This window comes from Noviherbaspirillum sp. ST9 (genome assembly GCF_048799745.1).
Classification (GTDB): domain Bacteria; phylum Pseudomonadota; class Gammaproteobacteria; order Burkholderiales; family Burkholderiaceae_D; genus Noviherbaspirillum.
The window spans coordinates 333964-355342 of the sequence record NZ_JBLWFR010000001.1 but is presented as its reverse complement, the minus strand read 5'-3'; the positions used below and the strand labels follow the sequence as shown (position 1 = coordinate 355342).

The 21379-nt window shown below is 63.3% G+C and carries 25 protein-coding genes; 7 read left to right on the top strand and 18 right to left on the bottom strand.

Going from position 1 to position 21379, the window contains the following annotated elements; genetic code table 11:
* Nucleotides 1-8 precede the first annotated feature (8 nt).
* Nucleotides 9-1355, top strand: a complete 1347-nt coding sequence (hslU, locus tag ACNOHI_RS01725) for an ATP-dependent protease ATPase subunit HslU (protein ID WP_420472901.1) — start codon at nt 9-11, stop codon at nt 1353-1355.
* A 6-nt stretch (nt 1356-1361) separates the two neighbouring features.
* Nucleotides 1362-1562, top strand: coding sequence for a hypothetical protein (locus ACNOHI_RS01720; RefSeq protein WP_420472900.1), 201 nt, complete (start codon nt 1362-1364; stop codon nt 1560-1562).
* 7 nt (nt 1563-1569) lie between these two features.
* Here the strand turns inward: ACNOHI_RS01720 and ACNOHI_RS01715 are convergent, their stop codons facing one another.
* Genes ACNOHI_RS01715 through gspG form a run of 12 tightly spaced genes read right to left on the bottom strand, consistent with a single transcriptional unit; the run spans nt 1570 to nt 12724 of the window.
* On the bottom strand, nt 1570-2367 hold the full coding sequence (locus ACNOHI_RS01715; protein WP_420472899.1) for a type II secretion system protein N: 798 nt from the start codon (nt 2365-2367) through the stop codon (nt 1570-1572).
* Nucleotides 2368-2389: 22 nt separating this feature from the next.
* Complete coding sequence (gspF, locus tag ACNOHI_RS01710) at nt 2390-3610, bottom strand: type II secretion system inner membrane protein GspF (protein ID WP_420472898.1); 1221 nt, start codon at nt 3608-3610, stop codon at nt 2390-2392.
* A 10-nt stretch (nt 3611-3620) separates the two neighbouring features.
* Nucleotides 3621-5060, bottom strand: coding sequence for a type II secretion system ATPase GspE (gene gspE, locus ACNOHI_RS01705; protein WP_420472897.1), 1440 nt, complete (start codon nt 5058-5060; stop codon nt 3621-3623).
* A 2-nt stretch (nt 5061-5062) separates the two neighbouring features.
* Nucleotides 5063-7246: a type II secretion system secretin GspD gene (gspD, locus tag ACNOHI_RS01700; protein WP_420472896.1), complete on the bottom strand. Its 2184-nt coding sequence runs from the start codon at nt 7244-7246 to the stop codon at nt 5063-5065.
* The gene (locus tag ACNOHI_RS01695; RefSeq protein ID WP_420473237.1) at nt 7243-8016 is read right to left on the bottom strand and encodes a type II secretion system protein N; all 774 of its coding nucleotides are present in this window, start codon (nt 8014-8016) and stop codon (nt 7243-7245) included. Before ACNOHI_RS01695 ends, gspD begins: the two co-directional genes overlap by 4 nt.
* Before the next feature lie 10 nt (nt 8017-8026).
* On the bottom strand, nt 8027-8542 hold the full coding sequence (gene gspM, locus ACNOHI_RS01690; RefSeq protein WP_420472895.1) for a type II secretion system protein GspM: 516 nt from the start codon (nt 8540-8542) through the stop codon (nt 8027-8029).
* Nucleotides 8539-9789 (bottom strand): type II secretion system protein GspL, encoded by a 1251-nt coding sequence (gspL, locus tag ACNOHI_RS01685; protein WP_420472894.1) that lies wholly within the window; start codon nt 9787-9789, stop codon nt 8539-8541. Before gspL ends, gspM begins: the two co-directional genes overlap by 4 nt.
* A gap of 18 nt (nt 9790-9807) precedes the next feature.
* Nucleotides 9808-10773: a type II secretion system minor pseudopilin GspK gene (gene gspK, locus ACNOHI_RS01680; protein ID WP_420472893.1), complete on the bottom strand. Its 966-nt coding sequence runs from the start codon at nt 10771-10773 to the stop codon at nt 9808-9810.
* Nucleotides 10770-11384, bottom strand: coding sequence for a PulJ/GspJ family protein (locus tag ACNOHI_RS01675; RefSeq protein ID WP_420472892.1), 615 nt, complete (start codon nt 11382-11384; stop codon nt 10770-10772). Before ACNOHI_RS01675 ends, gspK begins: the two co-directional genes overlap by 4 nt.
* Nucleotides 11381-11764 (bottom strand): type II secretion system minor pseudopilin GspI, encoded by a 384-nt coding sequence (gspI, locus tag ACNOHI_RS01670; protein WP_420472891.1) that lies wholly within the window; start codon nt 11762-11764, stop codon nt 11381-11383. Before gspI ends, ACNOHI_RS01675 begins: the two co-directional genes overlap by 4 nt.
* A gap of 1 nt (nt 11765) precedes the next feature.
* Complete coding sequence (locus ACNOHI_RS01665) at nt 11766-12275, bottom strand: GspH/FimT family pseudopilin (protein ID WP_420472890.1); 510 nt, start codon at nt 12273-12275, stop codon at nt 11766-11768.
* Nucleotides 12263-12724 carry a type II secretion system major pseudopilin GspG gene (gspG, locus tag ACNOHI_RS01660; protein ID WP_420472889.1) on the bottom strand — a complete coding sequence of 154 codons (462 nt, stop codon included), beginning with the start codon at nt 12722-12724 and terminating at the stop codon, nt 12263-12265. Before gspG ends, ACNOHI_RS01665 begins: the two co-directional genes overlap by 13 nt.
* Before the next feature lie 370 nt (nt 12725-13094).
* Here gspG and ACNOHI_RS01655 point away from each other — a divergent pair, with 370 nt between their 5' ends.
* A complete protein-coding gene (locus ACNOHI_RS01655) occupies nt 13095-13436 on the top strand; it encodes a cupin domain-containing protein (RefSeq protein ID WP_420472888.1) in 342 nt (113 codons plus the stop codon).
* Nucleotides 13437-13465: 29 nt separating this feature from the next.
* On the opposite strand, the gene ACNOHI_RS01650 is transcribed toward ACNOHI_RS01655, so the two are convergent.
* The 5 genes from ACNOHI_RS01650 to ACNOHI_RS01630 form a co-directional block, all read right to left on the bottom strand.
* A complete protein-coding gene (locus ACNOHI_RS01650; protein ID WP_420473236.1) occupies nt 13466-14464 on the bottom strand; it encodes an NAD(P)H-dependent glycerol-3-phosphate dehydrogenase in 999 nt (332 codons plus the stop codon).
* Between the two features lie 26 nt (nt 14465-14490).
* Nucleotides 14491-14937, bottom strand: a complete 447-nt coding sequence (locus tag ACNOHI_RS01645) for an SH3 domain-containing protein (protein WP_420472887.1) — start codon at nt 14935-14937, stop codon at nt 14491-14493.
* A 29-nt stretch (nt 14938-14966) separates the two neighbouring features.
* Nucleotides 14967-15473: a protein-export chaperone SecB gene (secB, locus tag ACNOHI_RS01640; RefSeq protein ID WP_420472886.1), complete on the bottom strand. Its 507-nt coding sequence runs from the start codon at nt 15471-15473 to the stop codon at nt 14967-14969.
* Between the two features lie 73 nt (nt 15474-15546).
* Nucleotides 15547-15810, bottom strand: coding sequence for a glutaredoxin 3 (grxC, locus tag ACNOHI_RS01635; RefSeq protein WP_420472885.1), 264 nt, complete (start codon nt 15808-15810; stop codon nt 15547-15549).
* Between the two features lie 13 nt (nt 15811-15823).
* A complete protein-coding gene (locus ACNOHI_RS01630) occupies nt 15824-16225 on the bottom strand; it encodes a rhodanese-like domain-containing protein (RefSeq protein WP_420472884.1) in 402 nt (133 codons plus the stop codon).
* Between the two features lie 107 nt (nt 16226-16332).
* On the opposite strand from ACNOHI_RS01630, the gene gpmA reads away from it, so the two are divergent.
* The 4 genes from gpmA to ACNOHI_RS01610 all read left to right on the top strand — a co-directional run bounded on the left by gpmA (nt 16333) and on the right by ACNOHI_RS01610 (nt 20839).
* Complete coding sequence (gene gpmA, locus ACNOHI_RS01625; protein ID WP_420472883.1) at nt 16333-17079, top strand: 2,3-diphosphoglycerate-dependent phosphoglycerate mutase; 747 nt, start codon at nt 16333-16335, stop codon at nt 17077-17079.
* 9 nt (nt 17080-17088) lie between these two features.
* Nucleotides 17089-18513: a murein hydrolase activator EnvC family protein gene (locus ACNOHI_RS01620; protein ID WP_420472882.1), complete on the top strand. Its 1425-nt coding sequence runs from the start codon at nt 17089-17091 to the stop codon at nt 18511-18513.
* A gap of 3 nt (nt 18514-18516) precedes the next feature.
* Nucleotides 18517-19986, top strand: a complete 1470-nt coding sequence (locus ACNOHI_RS01615; RefSeq protein ID WP_420472881.1) for a S41 family peptidase — start codon at nt 18517-18519, stop codon at nt 19984-19986.
* A 106-nt stretch (nt 19987-20092) separates the two neighbouring features.
* Nucleotides 20093-20839 (top strand): HesA/MoeB/ThiF family protein, encoded by a 747-nt coding sequence (locus ACNOHI_RS01610; RefSeq protein WP_420472880.1) that lies wholly within the window; start codon nt 20093-20095, stop codon nt 20837-20839.
* A 9-nt stretch (nt 20840-20848) separates the two neighbouring features.
* Here ACNOHI_RS01610 and ACNOHI_RS01605 read toward each other — a convergent pair whose 3' ends face one another.
* Nucleotides 20849-21181 (bottom strand): hypothetical protein, encoded by a 333-nt coding sequence (locus ACNOHI_RS01605; RefSeq protein WP_420472879.1) that lies wholly within the window; start codon nt 21179-21181, stop codon nt 20849-20851.
* Between the last annotated feature and the right edge of the window lie 198 nt (nt 21182-21379).

Here is a 21379-nt window from a genome sequence, read left to right as displayed (position 1 = left end):
CAGACATCATGAACATGACACCGCAAGAAATCGTTTCCGAACTCGACAAGCATGTGGTCGGACAGGGCCGCGCCAAGCGCGCCGTCGCCATCGCACTGCGCAACCGCTGGCGCCGCCAGCAGGTCGCCGAACCGCTGCGCCACGAAATCACACCGAAGAACATCCTCATGATCGGCCCGACCGGCGTCGGCAAGACCGAGATCGCGCGCCGCCTCGCCAAACTGGCGGATGCGCCCTTCATCAAGATCGAAGCAACCAAGTTCACCGAGGTCGGCTACGTCGGCCGCGACGTCGACACCATCATCCGCGACCTGATCGATATCGGCATCAAGCAGACGCGTGAATCGGAAATGCGCAAGGTGCGCACTCGCGCAGAGGATGCCGCGGAAGACCGCGTGCTCGACATCCTGCTGCCGCCGCCGCGCGACTTCGGCTTCAGCGCCACGCCGAGCGCGACCGAGAGCGATGCCCAGCCGGGCAACAGCACCCGCCAGGCATTCCGCAAGCGCCTGCGTGAAGGCGCGCTGGACGACAAGGAAGTCGAAATCGAAGTAGCGGAGGCCAGCCCGCACATGGAAATCATGGCGCCTCCCGGCATGGAAGAAATGACCGAGCAGATCAAGTCGATGTTCTCGGGCCTTGGTGGCGGGCGCAAGAAAAAGCGCAAGCTGAAGATCAAGGAGGCGATGAAGCTGCTGGTCGACGAGGAGGCCGCCAAGCTGGTCAATGACGAAGAGCTCAAACAGAAGGCTATCGCCAACGTTGAGCAGAACGGCATCGTCTTCCTCGATGAAATCGACAAGATCGCCAGCCGTTCGGAAGTCGGCGGCGCGGATGTTTCGCGCGCCGGCGTGCAGCGCGACCTCCTGCCGCTGGTGGAAGGCACGACGGTGAATACGAAGTACGGCATGATCAAGACCGATCACATCCTGTTCATTGCGTCCGGCGCCTTCCATCTCGCCAAGCCGTCCGACCTGATCCCGGAGCTGCAGGGCCGCTTCCCGATCCGCGTCGAGCTGGAGTCGCTGTCGATCGCTGATTTCGAACGCATCCTCACCAGCACCGACGCCTGCCTGACCCGCCAGTATGAAGCGCTGCTGGGTACGGAGGGCATCAAGATCGAGTTCACCGAAGACGGCATCCGCCGTCTCGCGGAGATCGCGTTCTCGGTCAACGAAAAAACGGAAAACATCGGCGCGCGCCGCCTGTACACCGTAATGGAAAAGCTGCTGGAAGAAGTGTCGTTCTCCGCCAGCGATGCGTCCGGCAACACGGTGGCGATCAACGCCGCCTATGTGGACGACAAGCTTGGCGCGCTGGCGGTCAACGAGGACCTGTCCCGCTACGTGTTGTAAGACATCATGGCAAACAAGGCACTGGCCAAGCGGCAGAAGATGACGATCCGGGTCGAGCCCTCGCAGAGGGCGCTCAAGCCCCGGAATCCGATCGCGCTTGCCGCCAAGCAGCGCGTTGCCGGCTCGCACCGCAAGGGGGTCAGCACGGAGCGGCAATTGCACGAGCGCCTGCTGAAGAAAGTCCTCGGCGGCGGCTCGGAAGACTAGCTGCTGATCAGCGCATCGGACCCGGCGGCACGCCGGGCAGCGATTGCTGCGAAGGCGCGGTCGGCTGTGGAATTTGCTGCTGCACGGGGGCAGCTTGTGGCGCAGGAGCCGGACTAACGACCGTCGTCGGTGGCGCGGTAGTGATCGTGGACGGCACCTGCGGCGGTACGGCCGGCGGTTGGACAGGAGTCTGCACCGGCTGCTGCGGCGAAGGTGCCGTCTGCGGTGTAACAGCCTGCGGCGCTTGGGGTACCTGTGGGACGGTTGGCACGGTGGGCGCAGGTTGTGCCGCCTGGGCAGCTTGCGCCGCCTGTGCACGCGAAGGCACGGGTTGGTTACTCACCGGAGGAGTCGCCGGCCGCGCAGGCGTTGCCGCCGGAGTCGCCGCAATGCCTTCCAGGCCCTTCGCATTCTCTGGCAAGTCGACCCGCTTGTTCGCCCCGCCTTCCAGCAGCAGGACATGGTCGCGGTGCACTTCCTTGATCGTCACGCCGGGTACGATTTCCTCATCCACGCCGATCGCCTGTGCAGGCTTGCCGTCGGCGCTGATGATCGCCACGCTGTTGCGCGGACTTCCTGAAAAAATCACCCCGCGCAACTGGTAATTGCTGGCCATCTCGGCATTGCGCGTGCTCTTGCCAAACAGTCCTGCGGCAGCATCGGGCCGGATCTCCGCCTGCGCTGCGCGCGGCGGCGCGGCAACCGGTCGCACCGGCGGCTTGAACAGCTGCATGGCCCAGTACGCAACCGAGGCGCACAGCGCAATGAACAGCAGGAAACTCACGATCTGCGGCAGGCGCCTCATTCCAGTCCTTTTCTCTTTGTTGTTATCGCACCAGCTGGTTGATCTCGATGATCGGCATCAGCACCGCCAGCACGATCAGCAGGACCACCACGCCCATCACCAGGATCAGTGCCGGCTCAAGCAAACCGGCAATCGTCATCGCGCGCCGTTCGAGGTCGGTCTCCTGCGCATTGGAGGCGCGCTCGAGCATGGCGGGCAGTTCGCCGGTCACCTCGCCGGCGCGGATCATGTGGATCAGCATTGGCGGGAAGTGCTTGTGCGCCGACAGGGCGCGGGCCAGCCCGACGCCTTCGCGCACGCTGGTCGTCGCCTCCTCCACCTGCTGGCGCATGGCGACATTGGACAGCGTATCGCGGCTCGTCTGCAAGGCGCGCAGGATGGGCACGCCGGAGCCGGTGGTGATCGCCAGCGTGCTGGCGAAGCGTGCGGTATTCAGGCTGCGCTCGAACTTGCCGTAGAGCGGCGCGTTCAGCAGCCACTTGTGCCAGCGAAACTTGATGTCGGGGTTCTTGAGGGCCGTACGCCAAGCCAGGAATGCGGCGACAAGGATCAGGGCCACCAGCCAGCCGTAGGCGCGGACGAAGTCTGAAATCGCCAGCATGACAACGGTCAGCATGGGCAGCTTCTGCTTGGTATTGGCGAACACCGAGACGATCTGCGGCACGACATAAGCCAGCAGGAAGATCACGATCGAGAACGCGACGACGGTGACGATGGCGGGGTAGGTGAAGGCCAGCCTCACCTTTTGCACGAGTGAATTGCGGCGCTCGATGTAGTCCGCAAGGCGCGACAGCACGCGCGACAACTGGCCGATCTGTTCGCCGGAGGCAACGAGCGCGCGGTAGATGTCGGCGAAATCACGCGGGTGGCGCGACAGCGCATCCGACAACGACGAACCGCCCATGACTTCTGAGCGCACCGAGGCAACGAGGTCGCGCACATACGGACGCTCGGCCTGTTCCAGCAAGGCCGTGAAGGCCTGTTCCAAAGGCAGGCTCGCTTCCAGCAGGCTGGCAAGCTGGCGCGTGAACAGCGCGAGTTCGGTTGTCGACAGCCGGTCGCCGAACATGCTCCGGCGTGCCTGGCCGAATTCGTCGACCTGGGCGGCGATGGCATCGACCACAATCGGCACCAGCCCCTGCGCGCGCAAGTCGGACCGCGCGGCACGCGCACTGTCAGCGTTCAGCACACCCTTTCGTGTGGCGCCGGCTTCGTCGACAGCTTCATAGCGGAATGCAGGCATCGTTCGCCCTCTACTCCTTCGTCACGCGCAGCAACTCGGCCTGCGTGGTGGTGCCGTCCGCCAGCCAGCGGTCGCCATCCTCGCGCATCGTGCGCATGCCGTCGCGTTGCGCGGTTACGCGGATTTCGGCCTCGGAAGCTCGGTCGTGGATTTGCGAGCGGATTTCGTCAGTCGTGACCAGCAATTCGTACACGCCCACGCGGCCCTGATAGCCGGTATTGCCGCATTTGTCGCAGCCCACGGCATGCCATTGGTGTCCGTCGTGGCGGCGGCAGACCGGGCAGAGCTTGCGTACGAGGCGCTGCGCGACCACGCCCAGCAGCGAAGACGATAGCAGGAAGGGCTCGATGCCCATGTCCAGCAGGCGCGTGACGGCTGACGCGGAATCGTTGGTGTGCAGGGTCGCCAGCACAAGGTGGCCGGTGAGCGAGGCCTGGACCGCGATCTGCGCGGTTTCAAGGTCTCGGATTTCGCCGATCATGATGATGTCCGGGTCCTGGCGCAGGATGGCGCGCAGTGCCTTGGCAAAGGTCATGTCGATGCGAGAGTTGACCTGGGTCTGGCCGACGCCCGGCAATTCGTATTCGATCGGGTCCTCGACGGTGAGGATGTTGGTCGCCGGCGCATTCAGCTTGGACAGCGCGGCGTACAGCGTGGTCGTCTTTCCCGAGCCGGTCGGGCCGGTAACGAGCACAATGCCGTGCGGCTGGCTGATGAGGTCGTCGAACTGCTTCTGCACGTCGGCGCTCATGCCGAGGTGGCTCAGGTCCATGCGGCCGCCTTCCTTGTCGAGCAGACGGAGCACCGCACGTTCGCCATGGCCTGTCGGCAGCGTGGAGACGCGCACGTCGACCGGCTTGCCGCCGACGCGCAAGGTGATGCGGCCGTCCTGCGGCAGGCGTTTCTCGGCGATGTCGAGCTGCGCCATGATCTTGATGCGCGAAATCAGCGAAGCATGGATCGCCTTCTTCGGTCGCACGACATCGCGCAGCGCGCCGTCGACGCGGAAGCGCACGACGGACACCTGCTCGAAAGGCTCGATGTGGATATCCGATGCTTCCTCGCGCAAGGCCTGCGTCAGCAGCGCGTTGATCATGCGGATGACCGGCGCATCGTCTGCGGATTCAAGCAGGTCCTCGATGGCGGGCATGTCCAGCATCAGCTTGGTGAGGTCGAGGTCGGATTCGACTTCGTCCACCACCTGAGCGGCATCGTCGCCGGAGTTGGCGTAGGTGCGCGCAATCGCCGCTTCCAGCTCTTCACGCGGGATCGACTTGAGCTTGACGCGTCCGAAGCGGCGGCTGACTTCCGCGATGGCGGAAGGGGCGGTGGCTTCGGATACCCACACCTCGACGGCGTGATGGGCCGCCTCACTGCGCCGCGCAAGCACGGCATGGTCGCGCGCGAAGGCGTAAGGCAGAAGACGGGCGTCGCTCAATACGGTACTCATTGCTATTTACTCGGGTTCTGGTTTTCCGGCGGCGGGCTGCTCGGCGGAACGCCCATGGCTTCCGGCCTTCCTGCCGGCGGCAGGTTGAGCATCGAGCCGCCCACCGGACGGCCATCCTGCAACGGCGGCAGGATCGGGGTCTGGACTTCCGGCAGGATCACGCTGCTGCCGCGCGATTCGGTCTGCACGTTGCGGATGAACTCGTAGCGGTCGCCGGCAACATTGTTGCTCTGGAAGTTGGTGCGGACAACGGTCGGACGGAGGAACACCATCAGGCTGGTCTTGGTTCCCTTGCGGGTCTGGTACTTGAACAGGTTGCCGACAACAGGGATGTCGCCCAGCGCCGGGACTTTTTCCACGCCATCTTCCACGCGGTCCTCGATCAGGCCGCCGAGCACCAGGATCTGGCCGTCGTCGACCAGTACGTTGGTTTCGATCGAGCGCTTGGTGGTCGTGATATCCGAGGTGCCTGCCGTACGCGGCAGGACCGCCGAGATTTCCTGGTAAATCGCCATCTTGACCGTACCGCCTTCCGATACCTGCGGGCGGACGCGCAGCGCAAGGCCGACATCGCGACGCTCGATCGTCTGGAAGGGATTGACGCCGGCGGCGCCGCCCGATGCCTGGGTAGTGAACTGCCCCGTCACGAAGGGCACGTTCTGGCCGACGATGATCCGCGCCTCCTCGTTGTCGAGCGTGATGAGGTTAGGCATCGACAGGATGTTGGCGTTCCCTTCCGTTTCGAGGGCGCGGGCAATGGCGCCCAGCGTGAGCGAGCCGTTGATCTGGCGGAAGATACCGATATTGAGACCATTCCCCGGCGGCAATGGACCTGACGTTCCCGCATTCGCGATCGCCTGGTTAATCAGGTTGTTTCCGCCTTGTCCAAAACCACTGGCCACGCCCAAGCGGTAACGACTCGTTTCATCACCGGATAAACCCGCCCACTGGACGCCCAGTTCGGCCGCCTTCTCGGCGGATACCTCGACGATCAGGGATTCAACATAGACTTGCGCGCGGCGCGCATCGAGCTGGTCGATGACGGAGCGAAGGTTGCGATAGACGGCTTCACTCGCGGTAATGATCAGCGCATTGGTTGCGGGATCGGCCTGGATGAAGCCGGCCGGGCCGCCAGCGGGCAACGCCGTCGGCGATTGTGCGGCCGACTGCTGGAGCGCGCCTTGGCCCAGTTGCGACTGTTGCCCGGCGGCCGTTGCCTGCGGCTGCTGCGGCTGCTGCGGCTGGTTGCCAACTTGGGGCGTGCTGGTATCCGATGCCACGACCGCGCGCAAGGTCTGCGCAAGCCGCACCGCGTCGGCATTTTTCAGGTAGACGACATGCACGTTGCCCGGCTGCGCGGTCGGCTGGTCCAGCTTGGCGATCAGCGACTTGGCCAGGTTGGCGCGCGCGACCGAAGGCGCACGGATGATCAGGGAGTTGCTGCGCGAATCCGCCAGCACGGAGACGCGGCCTGCGTCCGCGACGCCGGCAACCGGTGCGCCGCCCTGCTCCATCAGGCGGTTGACGATCTGTGCGAGGTCGGTCGCTGCGGCATGGCGGATCGGGATGATGTCGAGGTCGCCGACCGCCGGTGAGTCGAGTGCGGCAATAATGCGCCCGAGGCGCTTGAGATTGTCCGCATAGTCGGTAATGACGATGCTGTTGTTGCCGGGGTTGACGTTGATCGTGTTGTTCGGCGAGATCAACGGACGCAGCACCTGCACGAGGTTATTCGCCGATTCATAGTTGAGGCGGAAGATCTGGGTCGCGATCTGGTCGCCGCGCACGTCGCCCGCTTGCGTCGGTCCTGCCTGCAGCTTCGCATCCGCTTCCGGCACTACCTTCAGGAAGCCGTCCGCGCGGACGACCGCGAAACCCTGCAGCCGCAGGGCGGAGGTCAGCATCTGCATCGCCTGCGCCTTGGTCACCGGCTTTTCGGATACGAGGTTGATCGTGCCCTTGACGCGCGGGTCGATGATGAAGGTGTTGCGCGTGTAATGGCCGACGGCCTTCACGACCGATTCGATATCGGCACCGACGAAATTGAGCGTGGCCTGGTTCGATGCCGGGTCCTGTGTGTACGCGGTCGGCGTGCCTGCGATTGCACACAGCAGCACGGCGGCCGCTCCCATCCGGCGCAGTGCTGCCGGCCCACGCAATGTTTCTGCTGATCGATTTTTTTTCATTTGAACTCTAGCGCGATAACATCCTTGTCGCCTTCTCGTCGGCGTTGTCCCAGCAAATTCAAGAGATTTGCCAGCCTTTCTTCCTGCCCTTCTTCCGCTTGTGCCTTTCCAGAAAACTGCAATCTTCCGTTGGTCAGCGTGCCATTGCCACTCAACAGCATCGGCCCTTTGATCGTCGTCAATGCCAGTTGCGCCTGCCGGCCGCGCCAGTCCATTATCAGTTGGTAAGCGCCCAACGGTTTGACGGGTGACAGACGCGACGCGATGTCGTCCATGCGCAATGTTGTCGTGCCCGCCACTTCCACGGCATTGCCTCGCCGCGCGACTTGCAGCGGCGTCCAGGACAGCCGCATCCGGCCGGACGGCTGGATGGTGTTCAGCGGCGCCCCCAATCCGGCCAGCCGTTCCGCCGGTAAAGTCACCGCTGCAGGGCTGACCTGCCATTGATACCAGTCGCCGGTGATCTTCACCGGCTGCGACAGCGCGTCGGCGTTTTCGAGCTCAACGTCGACCTGTCCCAGCAGCACCATCGGCGAGAGGCGCCAGGCAAAACGCCCGGGCAGCAACGGCGTAACCGGATCGCTGCCGCTCGGCGCGCCGCCGATGAAAGCGGAACCGCGCCACAAGGTACCCTGCGCGTCGCCAAGCGTCAGGCGGCCGCCGGACTGCGATTCGACGACTGCGGCCATCCATGCGGCCGGGCAGAACACCAGCAAGGTCAGCACAATGGCCAGGACACCTGCCAGCAACCATATCACGAGACGGCGCACTGGCTGTCCCTCACTGGTTTTCGCCCCGCTGCTGGCGCAGCGTGAGGTTCGCATTCACCATGTCGGGCTGTTGCTGCGCCTCGACCACTGCCTCGACTACCGACATGCGCGCCGTTTTCTGGATTTCAGCGAGCCAATCCGCCGTCGCGGAAAACGGCACGCCGTTCAGTTGCAGCTTGGCCAGCTCTCCGCTCACCGTGACACCCTGCGCCTTCAATCCCTTCCTCGACAGCGAGGCTTCGATGCTCTCGCGTGTCATTGCGGGCGGCGGTGCGGAGGCAGTCTTTCCGCCCAGCGCCGACGCCTCCTTGGAGAGAGCCTGGACTTCCGCGGCCTGCTGCCGCAATTGGGGCAGCTTCTTTTCAAGATCGGCGCGGCCGCTTACAGCCGGGTCGATGAAGAGGACATACAGCAGCCCGAACACCACGACCACGGCCGCAGCCGCCAACATGTTCTGCTCGCGCTTGTTGCGCTCGCTCCAGAACGCCGACAAGGATTGTTTCATTCCGCCGGTGCGTGCCTTCATTTGCCGCTCCTGATCTGCCAGACGCCCGCGCTGGGCTGGGTGATGGACAGGTTGCGCGAGGCGAGCGCGGTGCTCAACTGTTCCATCGATACCGAGCTGCCCGGCTTGAGTTTCACGGTCAGGCTGCGATCGCGGTATTCCAGCCCGGCCACCGGCGCGGCGCCCTGCCCCGTCGTGGACCATGCTTCGCTGAAGGCCGCCGTCAGGGCGACGAAATCGTCCGGCGCCAATTGCCCGGAGTCGCGCTGCGCGCCGGCCATCTTCTGCCGCAACTGCGCGAGCGGATCGATGACCACCGGATCCTTGGGGAACGCAGAACGATAGGTCTGGATCATGCCGTTGCTCAGTGCCGCAGCCTCACGCTTCGCCCGGAGCCAGTCGACATTGAGACCGATGACATTCACGAGCAGCACGGCGGTGCCGATGATCAATGGCCAGCGCCACGGCTTCCAGTCGAACTTCGGTCCGCCACCGCCGCCGAGACCCGCCATGAGATCGACGCCTGTCTTGCCGGCGCCGGCGACCCAGCGCTGCCAGGTATCGGCATGCAGGGTGATGCGTTGCTCCATGGCCGGCGCAATGTGCAACGATTCCTGATAGTCGCGCACCCGCGACGGCGGCACGTACAGCACCACGGGCGCAGTCGGCACGACGGCGAAAAGGGATTGCATCGCTTCGAAAGCGAGGGCTTCCGGCTGGTCGGCGACGATGGACAGGCCGATGCCGTCCTGCTCGGCCATGCGGATGGCGATGTCGGCTTCCACGCCGTGCTCGGCGACCGCGGCCGTGACCGCGCCCTCCTGATATGGCAGGCAGAGTTGCGATGGGATGGCGGCGATGCTGCGGGCACCGAGCGCCTGCAGGGTGCGCACGAGGAGTTCAAGCCAGTTGCGGCTGACCACAGCCACCGTCCGCATCCCCCCATGCATTTCCCCGGCGACGACCACGCATTCCTCCGGGTCGGACATGAGCCGGTCCTCGACCAGGTTGGGAAGCGCGGCGCGCAGCTTGGCGCCGGACAGGGGCGGCATCTTCACGCGCAAAAGGGTGACATCGCTTGCGGCCAGCAGGAGTACGACGCGTTGCGCACGCTTGACCGGCTCGGCCAGTTCGGGAAGTGCGGCGACGCCTTCGCGCTCGATGGCGCCCGCGTTGGAGGCAATCGCGAAATGGCAGTACAGCGGCATGCCGGGCTGCAGCCCTTCCGCGGCAATATGCGATGGCAGGCGAATGTAGAGGTTGCTCAAGGTCTCACTTTCTTGTTCTTAATATTCGCGTATCCAGAGGACGGTCTGCTTCGTAGCCGAATCGCGCTTGATCAGCGCCTGCATCTCCATGCCGGCGCGGTTCAGGCGGACGTTTCCATTGATCAGGAAATAGGCCGTATTGGTCTCAAGCACCTCTTTGGCCGCCTCTCGAACGCTCGCCGGGATCGGCAGGGTCAGCACGTCATCGAACGGCCTGCTTTGCCTCGCAGCAACCAATGTTGTCGCCTCTGGAAGCGACAGTGTATCAACTTTGGCAGCGATCACTTCGGCGGGCGCCGTATTCACGTTGATCTTTGTCATTACCGGCAGCACGATCACGAAGTCCTTCAGTTTCTCGAGCATCTCCGGCGTAAAGCCCTGCACGGCAAGAAGATCATCCACGTGACGGATGTCCATGGGCTGGGAAGTCGCGCCGGATGTCGCCGCCGCAGAGCCGGCTGTGGGCGGCTTCTGCGCGGACTGCATGAGGACTGCGGTTGCCCGTGCAAGCGCAGGATTGATCTGCAGCAGGGTCAGCAGCTTGGAAAAGCGCGTGACTTCCTTCTCATTGATCGCGCCGTTCTCGGACAGCCCTTTCAAATTGAAACGTGCCTGCGCATCGGTGATGCCGCCGGAAAGCGCGGCGTCCGGCACATCGCCCGCCCGCTCCTTCTCCACGTACTGATCCAGACGGGTCTCTGCAAGCGGCACTGCCCATGGTTCCCCAAGGTGGTCAAGGCCCTTTCCTGCCCCCCTGAGACGATCGTCGATGCGCTTGTCCTCGCCGAGGATCAGACGGGCCCAATCGAGCGCGCCGCGCAGGATCCACTGCTTCTGCAATTGCAAGCGCTGGTTCTCGATCGAGCGCACCTGCACCTGCTGCTGCCAAAACAGGCTGGCGACGATGGTGATCGCCAGCGTGGTCAGCAGCAAGGCCGTGATGACGGCGACACCGCGCTGGTGCGTGTGCATGCGCTTCATCATGCCGCCCCCAGCAGGAAGATCTTGACGAGGTTTTCGGGCCGGTCACGCAGGCGAAGCGACACTTCGAGACCGGTGGGCGGAATCGTCGACCCACCCGGCCCAGTCCCTCCTTCGGCGCCGGCGGCGCGCCACTCGCGGTCGACCCAGCTGCGTATGGCCATTGTTTCCACCCCATCGTGCAGTGCGACTGCCGGCACGCTTGTCGTATCGCCGAGCGCCGCAATCCATGCCGCATCCAGCTCGCGCAGGTCGCGCGTCGCGATCGATTCGCGCCGTGTGAGCACGCCGCCATCGATGCGATAGGCAATGACTTGCGCGCGCGATGGCTGATTCTCGGCGAACACCATGCGCACCATCGTCAACCGTCCCGGTTGCACGGCGAGTACAGCACGCTTTCCGATGTCCTCCACCTTGGCGATATGGCCGGTGTCACTCTGCATCTGGGCAAATGCAAGCTGCAAGCCGCGCGTCTGTTCAAGCTCGTTGTTGAGCGCGACGCGTGAACGGATGATGGTGTCCAGCCCGCGCCAGCCGAGCACGGCGACAATCGACATGATGGTGATGGCGACCAGCAGCTCGATCAGGGTGAAGCCGTGTTGACGTGTCTTCATGGGCGGCTCGACACAATCTGCGCCAACTTGATGATCTGGCGCCCGGGATCCTCTTCGTTGTAGACGGTGACTTCGACGCGCCGGAAGAAGGGGTTTGGCGTGGCGAACACTTCCTCGTCGCAGTTCAGGCGAAGCTCGCCCTGCGGGCAGGCAAAGCTGCGCCGGCCGATGGGAGGATATTCGCGGCGCAGACGAATCTCGGTCAACCGGTTTTCCGCGGACCACGTCGCCATCATGGACGCGCGCAATCCGCTGCTGTTCTGAGTCAGGCTCCCCACCGCGCGCAGGCTGGCCCCGAGCGCGGTGCCGACCACCACCAGGGCGACCAGCACTTCGAGCAGGGTGAAGCCGGCATGAACGTGAGGAAGGCGACGCCGCATGTCACTCCACCGTGAAGTGTCCGACGCCGTCGGCGCGGATCGCCACGCTGGCGTCGCCGAGGATGAAGGTGAGGACAAAGGGCTTGTCTACCGGCTCGCGCCCGAACACGATGCGCATGTTGTCCGTTTCCGCTGCAGTCGGCGGATTGATCGACAGGGAGATCGGTGACCGCCGGAATTCGCGCTCCCGCAGCAAGTCATCCTGGGTCAGCGTCTGCCACTTGTTGCCGTCCCGGATCAGGAAGCGATAACGCTCGGGCTCGGCCTCGAAGGCGATAGGACGGTTGCGCACGATGGCTTCGTCGCGGGCCAGTTGCAAGAGCAGGGCCACGCGCTGGGCCTCACCCTGCAGCACCTGCCGCTCACCCTGCATGGCACTGAGGCCGACCATGCCGAGCAGGATGCCGGCGATCACCAGTACCACCAGCAGTTCGAGCAAGGTAAATCCGCGCGCAGCGATGCCGAGCGTTGCGCGCCTTGAGGAAATGGAAGACTGGATCAGAGGTCCCACGAACCGATGTCTGCATCATTGCCGGTACCGCCCGGCTGGCCGTCGGCGCCGTAGGAGAAGATGTCCACCTCGCCCTTCACGCCCGGCGACAGGTACTGATACTGGCCGCCCCACGGATCCTTCGGCAGTTTCTCGACGTAGCCGCCGTTCTTCCAGCCATTGGCCGCCGGGCCGCTGGTCGGCTTCGAAATCAGCGCCTGCAGGCCCTGTTCGGTCGTCGGATAACGCTGGTTGTCCAGCTTGTACAGCTTGAGCGCCTGCATCAGGGTCGAAATGTCCTGCTTGGCGGCAGTAATGCGCGCATCGTCCGCGCGGCCCATCAGCTTGGGCACCACCAATGCGGCCAGAATACCCATGATGACGACCACCACCATGATTTCGATCAGGGTAAAGCCGCGCTGAGCGGTACGGCCGAGCGAGCGGCGAAGGGAAGAGACGTTGGTTAGCATCGAGAAGTTTTCAAAGGATGACAAACGAACCACTAGTATAAGGCTAACAAGGATGCGACTTACCCGCCAGGGAAGCCGCAGTTTGATTATAGGCAATAAGACCGTGGGGAATGACGGCAAGCGGAAAGTGCCGTGCGGCACCATATCGGGAAGTTGTAATCGCCGCCCTGCTACAGACCGTATCGAGGATGGCCGGTTCCCCTCCGCAAGGTTTCCCCTGCAGGAGAAGGGTGAATTTCGCACCATGCCCCTGCTTCCGCAGCATGCTTCGAGACGCAATTGGAGCAGGGCATACCGTTTCTGTTGATCCCGCGCAAAACAGGAACAAACCTGCTTCTGGCACAGTCTCCATGACAACAAGGAGACGAACATGCCACAGTATCATCCTGCCCCCGGAGAACTGATCGATGTCCGCCCGTTAGGCAACAAGCTGGGCGAGGCGGCGTCCATTGCGCTGGCGAGGACGGACGACTTCGAGGTCATGCGGCTGGTGATGCCAAAGGGAAAAACCATCCCCGAGCACAGCGTTCCCGCAGAGCTGACGCTGCACTGCCTGGAAGGGACTGTGGATGTCCAGACGCTTGACCGAACGCAGCCGTTGCAGGCGGGGCAGATGCTCTACCTTCACGGCAACACGCCTTATGCGTTATCTGCACGCGAGGATTCATCGGTGCTGATGACGGTGCTGCGCAAGGAACACATGAATGGATGAAAAACGCCGGGAAGTCGTCCCGGCGTGGTTCAGGCCGCTTCGTCGCGCGGATCCCGGGAGAGAAGCCGCTCGACCATGGCACGCGGTGAATCACCGTCGAACAGCACGGCCGCCACGGCATTGGTGATCGGCATGTCGACGCCGACGTCCACTGCGAGCGCGCGCACTGCTTGCGCACACCTCACCCCTTCCGCGACATGGCCGAGTTCAGCCACGATGGTGTCGAGCTTCTTGCCTTGCGCAAGACCCAGGCCGACCTGGCGGTTGCGCGAGAGGTCGCCGGTACAGGTGAGGATGAGGTCGCCCACGCCGGCCAGGCCCATGAAGGTTTCGGTGCGGCCGCCGAGTGCGACACCCAGGCGGGTGATCTCGGCGAGACCGCGCGTAATCAGCGCGGCGCGCGCGTTCAATCCCAACCCCAGTCCATCGATGACGCCGGTGGCGATGGCAAGGATGTTTTTCACCGCGCCGCCTACTTCGACGCCGACGAGGTCGTCCGTCGAATAGACGCGCATTGAACGTCCGTGGACCGCGGCGACGACGCATTCGCGCAAAGCCGGGGAGGCCGATGCGATGGTCAAGGCACAGGGCATTCCTGCAGCCACTTCCTGAGCGAACGATGGTCCGGAAAGCGCTCCGTGGGGCAGTTCCGCGCCGAGCACTTCGCGCACGACCTGGTGCGGGAGGAGGCGCGTCTTTTCCTCAAACCCCTTGCACAGCCAGACGAGGTTGGGAATGGATTCTCCCTGCAGGCGTTCTGCCAGCGGGCGCAGGCCGGCGACGGACGAGGCGATGACCAGAAGGCCTTCGCCCTGGCCGGCATGATCGATCGCAGTCCGGAAATCCGACGTGACTTGCACGCTCGGCGGTAATGCGAACCCGGGCAGGTAGGCGGTGTTCTCGCGCTTCGCCGCGGCGTCGCGCATCGCCGCTTCTTCGCGGCCCCACAACACAACCTTGTGCCGGTCCGCGAGCAGGATCGCCAGCGCCGTTCCCCAGGCGCCGGCGCCGAGGATGGAGACATGCATCGTCCGGCAGTTGGAAGCCGACGACATCATTCGCCCCAGACTTCCGTGACGCGCACGAAGCCGGACTGTCCGTCACGGTGACGCACTTTTGCCCATCCGCCAGCAGGGGGATCGACAAGTTCCAGCAGCACGCCCTTCTCGGCAGTGAACATCACGGGTGCGGCGTCCTCCGCCGATGCGCGCACGCGCGCACTGGCTGCATTGACCACGACACTGCGGCGCTGGACGAGCGAACGCGACTGGATCCAGGCGAGATCACCTGACATGTCGCGCACCTTCGCCCAGTCACCATAGGTCAGCACGACTTCGACCGGCATGCCGCGCGGCGCGACGAAGACCTTGCGCCCCTTGGGCGAGGGCGCGTCATAGAGCACGGCCGGCACGGGGCCGACCGCCTTGAACTCGAGCGCATGCGCTGCGCCCGTCACTGCGAACATCGCTGCCGACAACACGAACAGACGCGTGGATTTCATCCATCCTCCCCTGCTGGTTTCGCCAATGCTTAGTGCTTTGCCGGCGAGCCGTCGGGCATGACGAGGCCGGTTGCGGCCTGCGCCTGTTGCTGCTGCTGTTGCTCCTGCAGCTGCTGCAGGCGCTGCTGGTAGAACGCCTCGAAATTGATCTCGGCCAGGTGCACCGGCGGGAAGCCCGCGCGGGTGATCATGTCGGCGATATTGGCGCGGAGGTAGGGATAGATGATGTTCGGGCAGCCGATGCCGAGCAGCGGGTCGAGCTGTTCCGCCGGAATGTTGGCGCATTCGAAGATGCCTGCCTGCTTTCCTTCCACCAGGAACGCGACCTTGTCCTTGACCTTGGCCGTCACGGTGATGGTCACGGTCGATTCGAAAATCGTCTCTGCCAGCGCTTCCGCGCCGACGTCCACGGCCACCTCGATGTTCGGGCCTTCCTGCTCGAGGAAGATGGCCGGCGAGTTCGGTTGCTCGAGGGAGAGATCCTTCAGGTAGACGCGCTGGATCTGGAACACGGGTTGGTTGTTTTGCTCGGCCATGGGTGTCTTTCGTTGTAGTAGGAAGGAAAAAGGACGGCAACATGCCGTCCCTTGTGATGATAGGACGCTAAGTTTAAGCGCCCTGCAGCAGCGCGTCCAGCTTGCCTTCGTGCTCGAGCTTGCTGAGGTCGTCGAAACCGCCGACGTGGGTGTCGCCGATGTAGATCTGCGGCACCGTCCGGCGGCCGGTCTTCTGCATCATCTCGGCGCGCTGTTCCGGCTGCAGGTCGACGCGAATCTTTTCGATGTCCTGGACACCTTTCGCGTTCAGCAGCCGCTCCGCCATGACGCAATAGGGGCAGACGCCAGTGCTGTACATTAAAACGCGTGCGGTCATGATCGATACTCCGTTACTTCGCCAGCGGCAGGCCTTGGGACTGCCATGCGGCAACGCCGCCGTCGAGGCTGAACGCCTCGTTGAAGCCGGCCTTCTTGAGCTGCGCGGCTGCTTTGGCGGAGCGTGCCCCGGTCTGGCAGACGGCGATGACTGCCTTCGACTTGAACTTGTCCAGCTCACCGGTACGGTTCGACAACTCGGCGAGCGGGATGTTCTTGGCGTCACGCAGGTGTCCCGTGGAGAACTCTGCCGGTTCGCGCACGTCCACCACTACGGCCTTGCCCTGGTTCAGGAGCTGGGTTGCCTGCAGGGTAGAAACTTTCGCGCCGCGGCGCTGCAGGTTCGGCAGAATCAACGCGCCGCCGGACAGCAGGGCAATACCGATCAGCCAGATGTTATCAAGAAAGAATTTCACGTTACCTCAAGTCTTTGAATGGTTTAAAGCAATCCCGCCATTATAAAATAGATGCGGAAGCCGTATTTCAAAGTCCCATATCCCCTTATTTTTCATCCTCTCCCGACATGTACAAGATCGTATTCATGCGCCACGGCGAATCGACGTGGAATCTGGAAAACCGTTTCACCGGCTGGACCGACGTCGACCTGACCGAAAAAGGCGTCAATGAGGCCCGCCAGGCCGGCAAGATCCTGAAGGAAGCCGGCTTCGAGTTCGACCTCTGCTACACCTCCGTCCTCAAGCGCGCCATCCGCACCCTGTGGCTGACGCTCGACGAGATGGACCTGATGTGGTTGCCCGTCAAGCACGACTGGCGCCTGAACGAGCGTCATTACGGCGCCCTGCAAGGCCTGAACAAGGCGGAAACCGCCGCCCAGTACGGTGACGAGCAGGTCCTGGTCTGGCGCCGCAGCTACGACGTGCCGCCCAATCCGCTGGACGCAAACGATCCACGCACCTCGTACAACGACCCGCGCTATGCCGGCCTGAAGAAGGACCAGATCCCCCTGACCGAGTGCCTGAAGGACACCGTCGCCCGTGTCATGCCGGCCTGGGACGAAGAGATTGCCCCCGCAATCAAGGCCGGCCGCAAGATCCTGATCTCCGCCCACGGTAACAGCCTGCGCGCGCTGATCAAATCCCTGGACGGCATCAGCGACAAGGACATCGTCGGCCTGAACATCCCCAACGGCCAGCCGCTCGTCTACGAACTGGACGCCAACCTGAAGCCGATCAAGAGCTACTACTTGGGCGACCAGGAAGCCATCGCGGCGGCCATGAAGGCAGTCGCGAGCCAGGGGAAGGCGAAGTAACGCTTCTCCATGCAGTTGTTCAGCCGCCCCGGAAACCGACAGGAATCCCCCTCGATTACCCGGCATCTTCGTCATGCCGGCTGGGTAGCCCTCGCGGTTCTCGGGGTGGTGCTCGTGCTGGGCAGTGCCCCTGCCCACGCCAATAAAGTCACCGAACGCACCCGCCAGAAGCGCGCCGCCGAGGCGGAACGCGCCGAGCTTCAGCAAAAGCTGGAAGCCCTGAAGCGCGACATCAGCAAGACCGAAACTGCTAAGAGCCACGCAGCCGATGCGCTGGCCAATTCCGAAGCAGCCATCTCCGAAGCCAACCGCGCCCTGCACGAACTGGACCGAGAGCAGAAGGATGCTGAAGCGAAACTCGCACGGCTCTCCCAGCAGCAGGACCAGCTCGCAAAAACCATCGCCGCCCAGCAAAAGCGCCTGTCCCGCCTCCTGCGCGACCAGTATGTCGCCGGCAACGAAGACCGGATCAAGCTCCTGCTTTCCGGTGACAACCCGAACCGCATCAACCGCGAACTGCAATACATGGGCTACGTCTCGCAAGCGCAGGCGAAACTGATCGACGCGCTGCGGGCCAACATGAAGGCGGTCGAGGACAACAAGCTCGCGGCCCAGGAAGCCCGCGACGAACTCGAGGAAATCGCGCAGGAACAGCGCGAGCAGAAGGCGCAGCTCGAGAAGGAAAAGGCCCGCCGCTCCACCCTCCTTGCACAACTCTCGAGCAAGCTGTCGGCGCAACGCAAGGAGGCCGGCAACATCGAACGCGACGAGCAGCGCCTCGCCGGACTGGTCGACCGGCTTGCGAAGTTAATTGAAGAACAACGAAAAGCCGAAGCGGCAGCCCGCGAGAAGCGCCGCCAGGAGCAACTTGCGCGAGCGAAAGACAAACCGGAAGCGCCGCCTGACAAAAAAGTGAGTTCCGTCAAGACGCCTGCGCCCAATCCTGATGCAATCGACGATGACGAGCCGCCAAAGAAATTGACGGCCCGAAATGAACTCACGCCCGAAGGCAACGTCCAAGACCGGGGCCTCGATCAGGCATTCGCCTCGCTGAAGGGCCAGCTGCGGCTGCCGGTCAAGGGCGATCTGGTCGCGCGATTCGGCAGCAAGCGCGGTGACGGCCCTGCCTGGAAGGGGTTGTTCATTCGGACCGCCGAAGGGGCGGACGTCAAGGCAGTCGCCGCCGGCCAGGTAATTTTCGCGGAATGGTTGCGCGGATTCGGCAACCTGATCATTATTGACCACGGAAGCCAGTACATGACCATCTACGGCAACAACCAGGCGGTCCTGAAACGCGTGGGTGATGTGGTCAGGACCGGCGACGTCATTGCCAATGCCGGCAACAGCGGCGGCAACGAAAATTCGGGTTTATACTTTGAAATGCGGCATCAGGGCCGCGCAATCGACCCACTCGGGTGGGTAACTATCAGGTGACACATGAGCAGCAAACTGAAGAACTTCGGCCTTATCGGTTTAGGCGTCATTGCAGGCATCGCTGGTTCGATGCAGTTCGAGGCAAGCGCGCAGAAGCATACGGCACCGCTGCCACTGGAAGAATTGCGCCAGCTCGCAGATGTGTTCGGCCTGATCAAATCGGATTACGTCGAAGCGGTCGAAGACAAGAAGCTGCTGACCGAGGCGATCTCGGGCATGGTGGCCTCGCTCGATCCCCACTCCGCCTACCTTGACAAGAAAGCATTCAAGGAACTGCGTGAAGGCACCCAGGGCAAGTTCGTCGGCCTCGGCATCGAGGTCGGCATGGAGGACGGTTATGTGAAAGTCATTTCGCCGATCGAAGATTCCCCCGCGTTCAAGGCCGGCCTGAAGGCGGGCGACCTGATCACCCGTCTGGACAACACGCCGGTCAAGGGCCTGACCCTGGATGAAGCTGTCAAGCGCATGCGCGGCGAGCCCAACACCAAGATCACCTTGACCATCGCGCGCAAGGACGAGGACCGTCCGATCATCGTCACCATCGTGCGCCAGGAGATCCGCGTGCAGAGCGTGAAGTCGAAGGTCATCGAGCCCGGTTACGCATGGCTGCGCGTGTCGCAGTTCCAGGAGCCGACGGTCGAGGACATGGCGAAGAAGATTACCGCGATCTACCAGCAGGAGCCCAACCTGAAAGGCCTCGTGCTCGACCTGCGCAACGACCCGGGTGGGGTGCTGCCGGGCGCCATCGGCGTTTCCGCGGCCTTCCTGCCGAAGGACGTGCCGATCGTGTCGACCAATGGCCAGCTGCCGGATTCCAAGCAGACGTTCTATGCGCGCCGCGAGTTCTACACCTCGTCACGCGTGGCGACCAGCGATCCGCTCGCCCGCCTCCCCGAGGCAGTGAAGAACGTGCCGATCGTGGTGCTGGTCAACACGGGTTCCGCATCCGCGTCCGAAATCGTGGCCGGTGCACTGCAGGACTACAAGCGCGCGACCATCATGGGCACGCAGACCTTCGGCAAGGGATCGGTGCAGACGATTCGCCAATTGTCCGCCGACACCGCGGTCAAGCTGACGACCGCCCGTTACTACACCCCGAACGGCCGCTCGATCCAGGCCAAGGGCATCGTGCCCGACCTGCTGGTGGATGAAACCGCCGACGGCGACGGCCTGAACGGCCTGCGCCTGCGCGAAGCCGACCTGCAGAAGCACCTGTCCAACGACAAGGACAAGGATGAGGCAGCACGCAAGCTCGACGAACTGGAAGAAGAGCAACGCCTCGCGGCCCTCGAGAAGAAGCGCAAGCCGCTCGAATTCGGCAGCAAGGAAGACTTCCAGCTGGCCCAGGCGCTGAACCACCTGAAGGGGATGCCGGTTCAACTCTCCAAGTCCGCCAAGATCGAGAGCAAGAAGGAAAACACCATCAACGAGAAGAAGAATGGTGACAAGAACGGAAACGGCGAGAAGAAGTAATTCTTTCTCCCGATAGCGAAAAGGCCGCAGCGATGCGGCCTTTTTCATTTCCGCCATCCTGCGCGCAGGTACAATCCCGGTATTGCCATCCCGCGCACGACGTGCCATGAACGACAACCAGCTGCTCCGTTATTCCCGCCACATTCTCCTCGACGAAATCGGCATCGAAGGCCAGGAGAAAATCCTCGCCGGCCATGCACTGGTCATCGGCGCGGGCGGATTGGGCTCACCCGTAGCGTTCTACCTGGCGTCCGCCGGCATGGGCAAGATCACGCTGGTCGACAATGACACGGTGGACCTGACCAACCTGCAGCGCCAGATCCTGCACACGACCGAGCGCGTCGGTCAGCCCAAGGCGGAATCGGGCAAGGAAACGCTGTCGCGCATCAATCCGGAAGTGGAAGTAACCGCCCTCAAGGAGCGGCTGGAAGGAGAGCGCCTGTCCGAACTGGTGCGACAGGCAACGGTGGTGCTCGATTGCAGCGACAACTTCAAGACGCGCCACGCCGTCAACCACGCTTGCGTGCAGCACAAAGTCCCCCTCGTGTCCGGCGCGGCCATCCGCATGGACGGCCAGATCTCCGTCTTCGACACGCGCAACGGAACGTCCCCCTGCTACGCCTGCCTGTTCCCCCCCGAGCAGCAGTTCGAGGAAGTGCTGTGTTCGACCATGGGCGTGTTTGCGCCGCTGGTCGGCATCATCGGGACGATGCAAGCCGCAGAGGCGCTCAAGATTGTTGCAGGCATCGGCGAATCGCTGGCAGGCCGGCTGTTGCTGCTGGATGCGCGCACGATGGAGTGGACGAGCATCGGCGTCGCGCGCAATTCCACCTGCAGCGTCTGCGGCGGTTAAGCGACTCCATTAGTCCTGCGGCGGCAGGGTGTGGATGGAACAAGTGGAGAAATCGCGATCCAGTGCCGCGACAGCGCGCAGCCCACTCTCTTCGCTGACCGTGGCCGTCGACTTGCGCGGTGCCGAAGCATCCTCGGACAGCTCCCGGTAGGTGTTGTAAATGGCAAAGTGGCGCCGTTCCACGACGGTCGGCAACTGCGCATCGATATCGTCGGCAGCGGCAACGTGAACCATTTCTGCCGTCGCCGCACCGGCGACGGGCTTATCCGACTTTCCGCAACCGGCAAGCGCCACAGCGGCTGCAAGCATCACGGCCTTGTTCTTTTTGGCTGGCATTTTCATGTCAATCTCCCCTGACATGATTATTAATCTTCCGACAATCAGGCCTTTGGCTTGTATCAAGAGCATTACAAGGCGGGACCTGCTTTTGCGCCGCGCATGATCGAGGCGCAACGCCAGGCGACGCATGCACGGGTATTGTCATGGGCAGCCGCAAAGACGCGGTGCTACAATCGACCGACCGTTCTAATTTCCCTATCG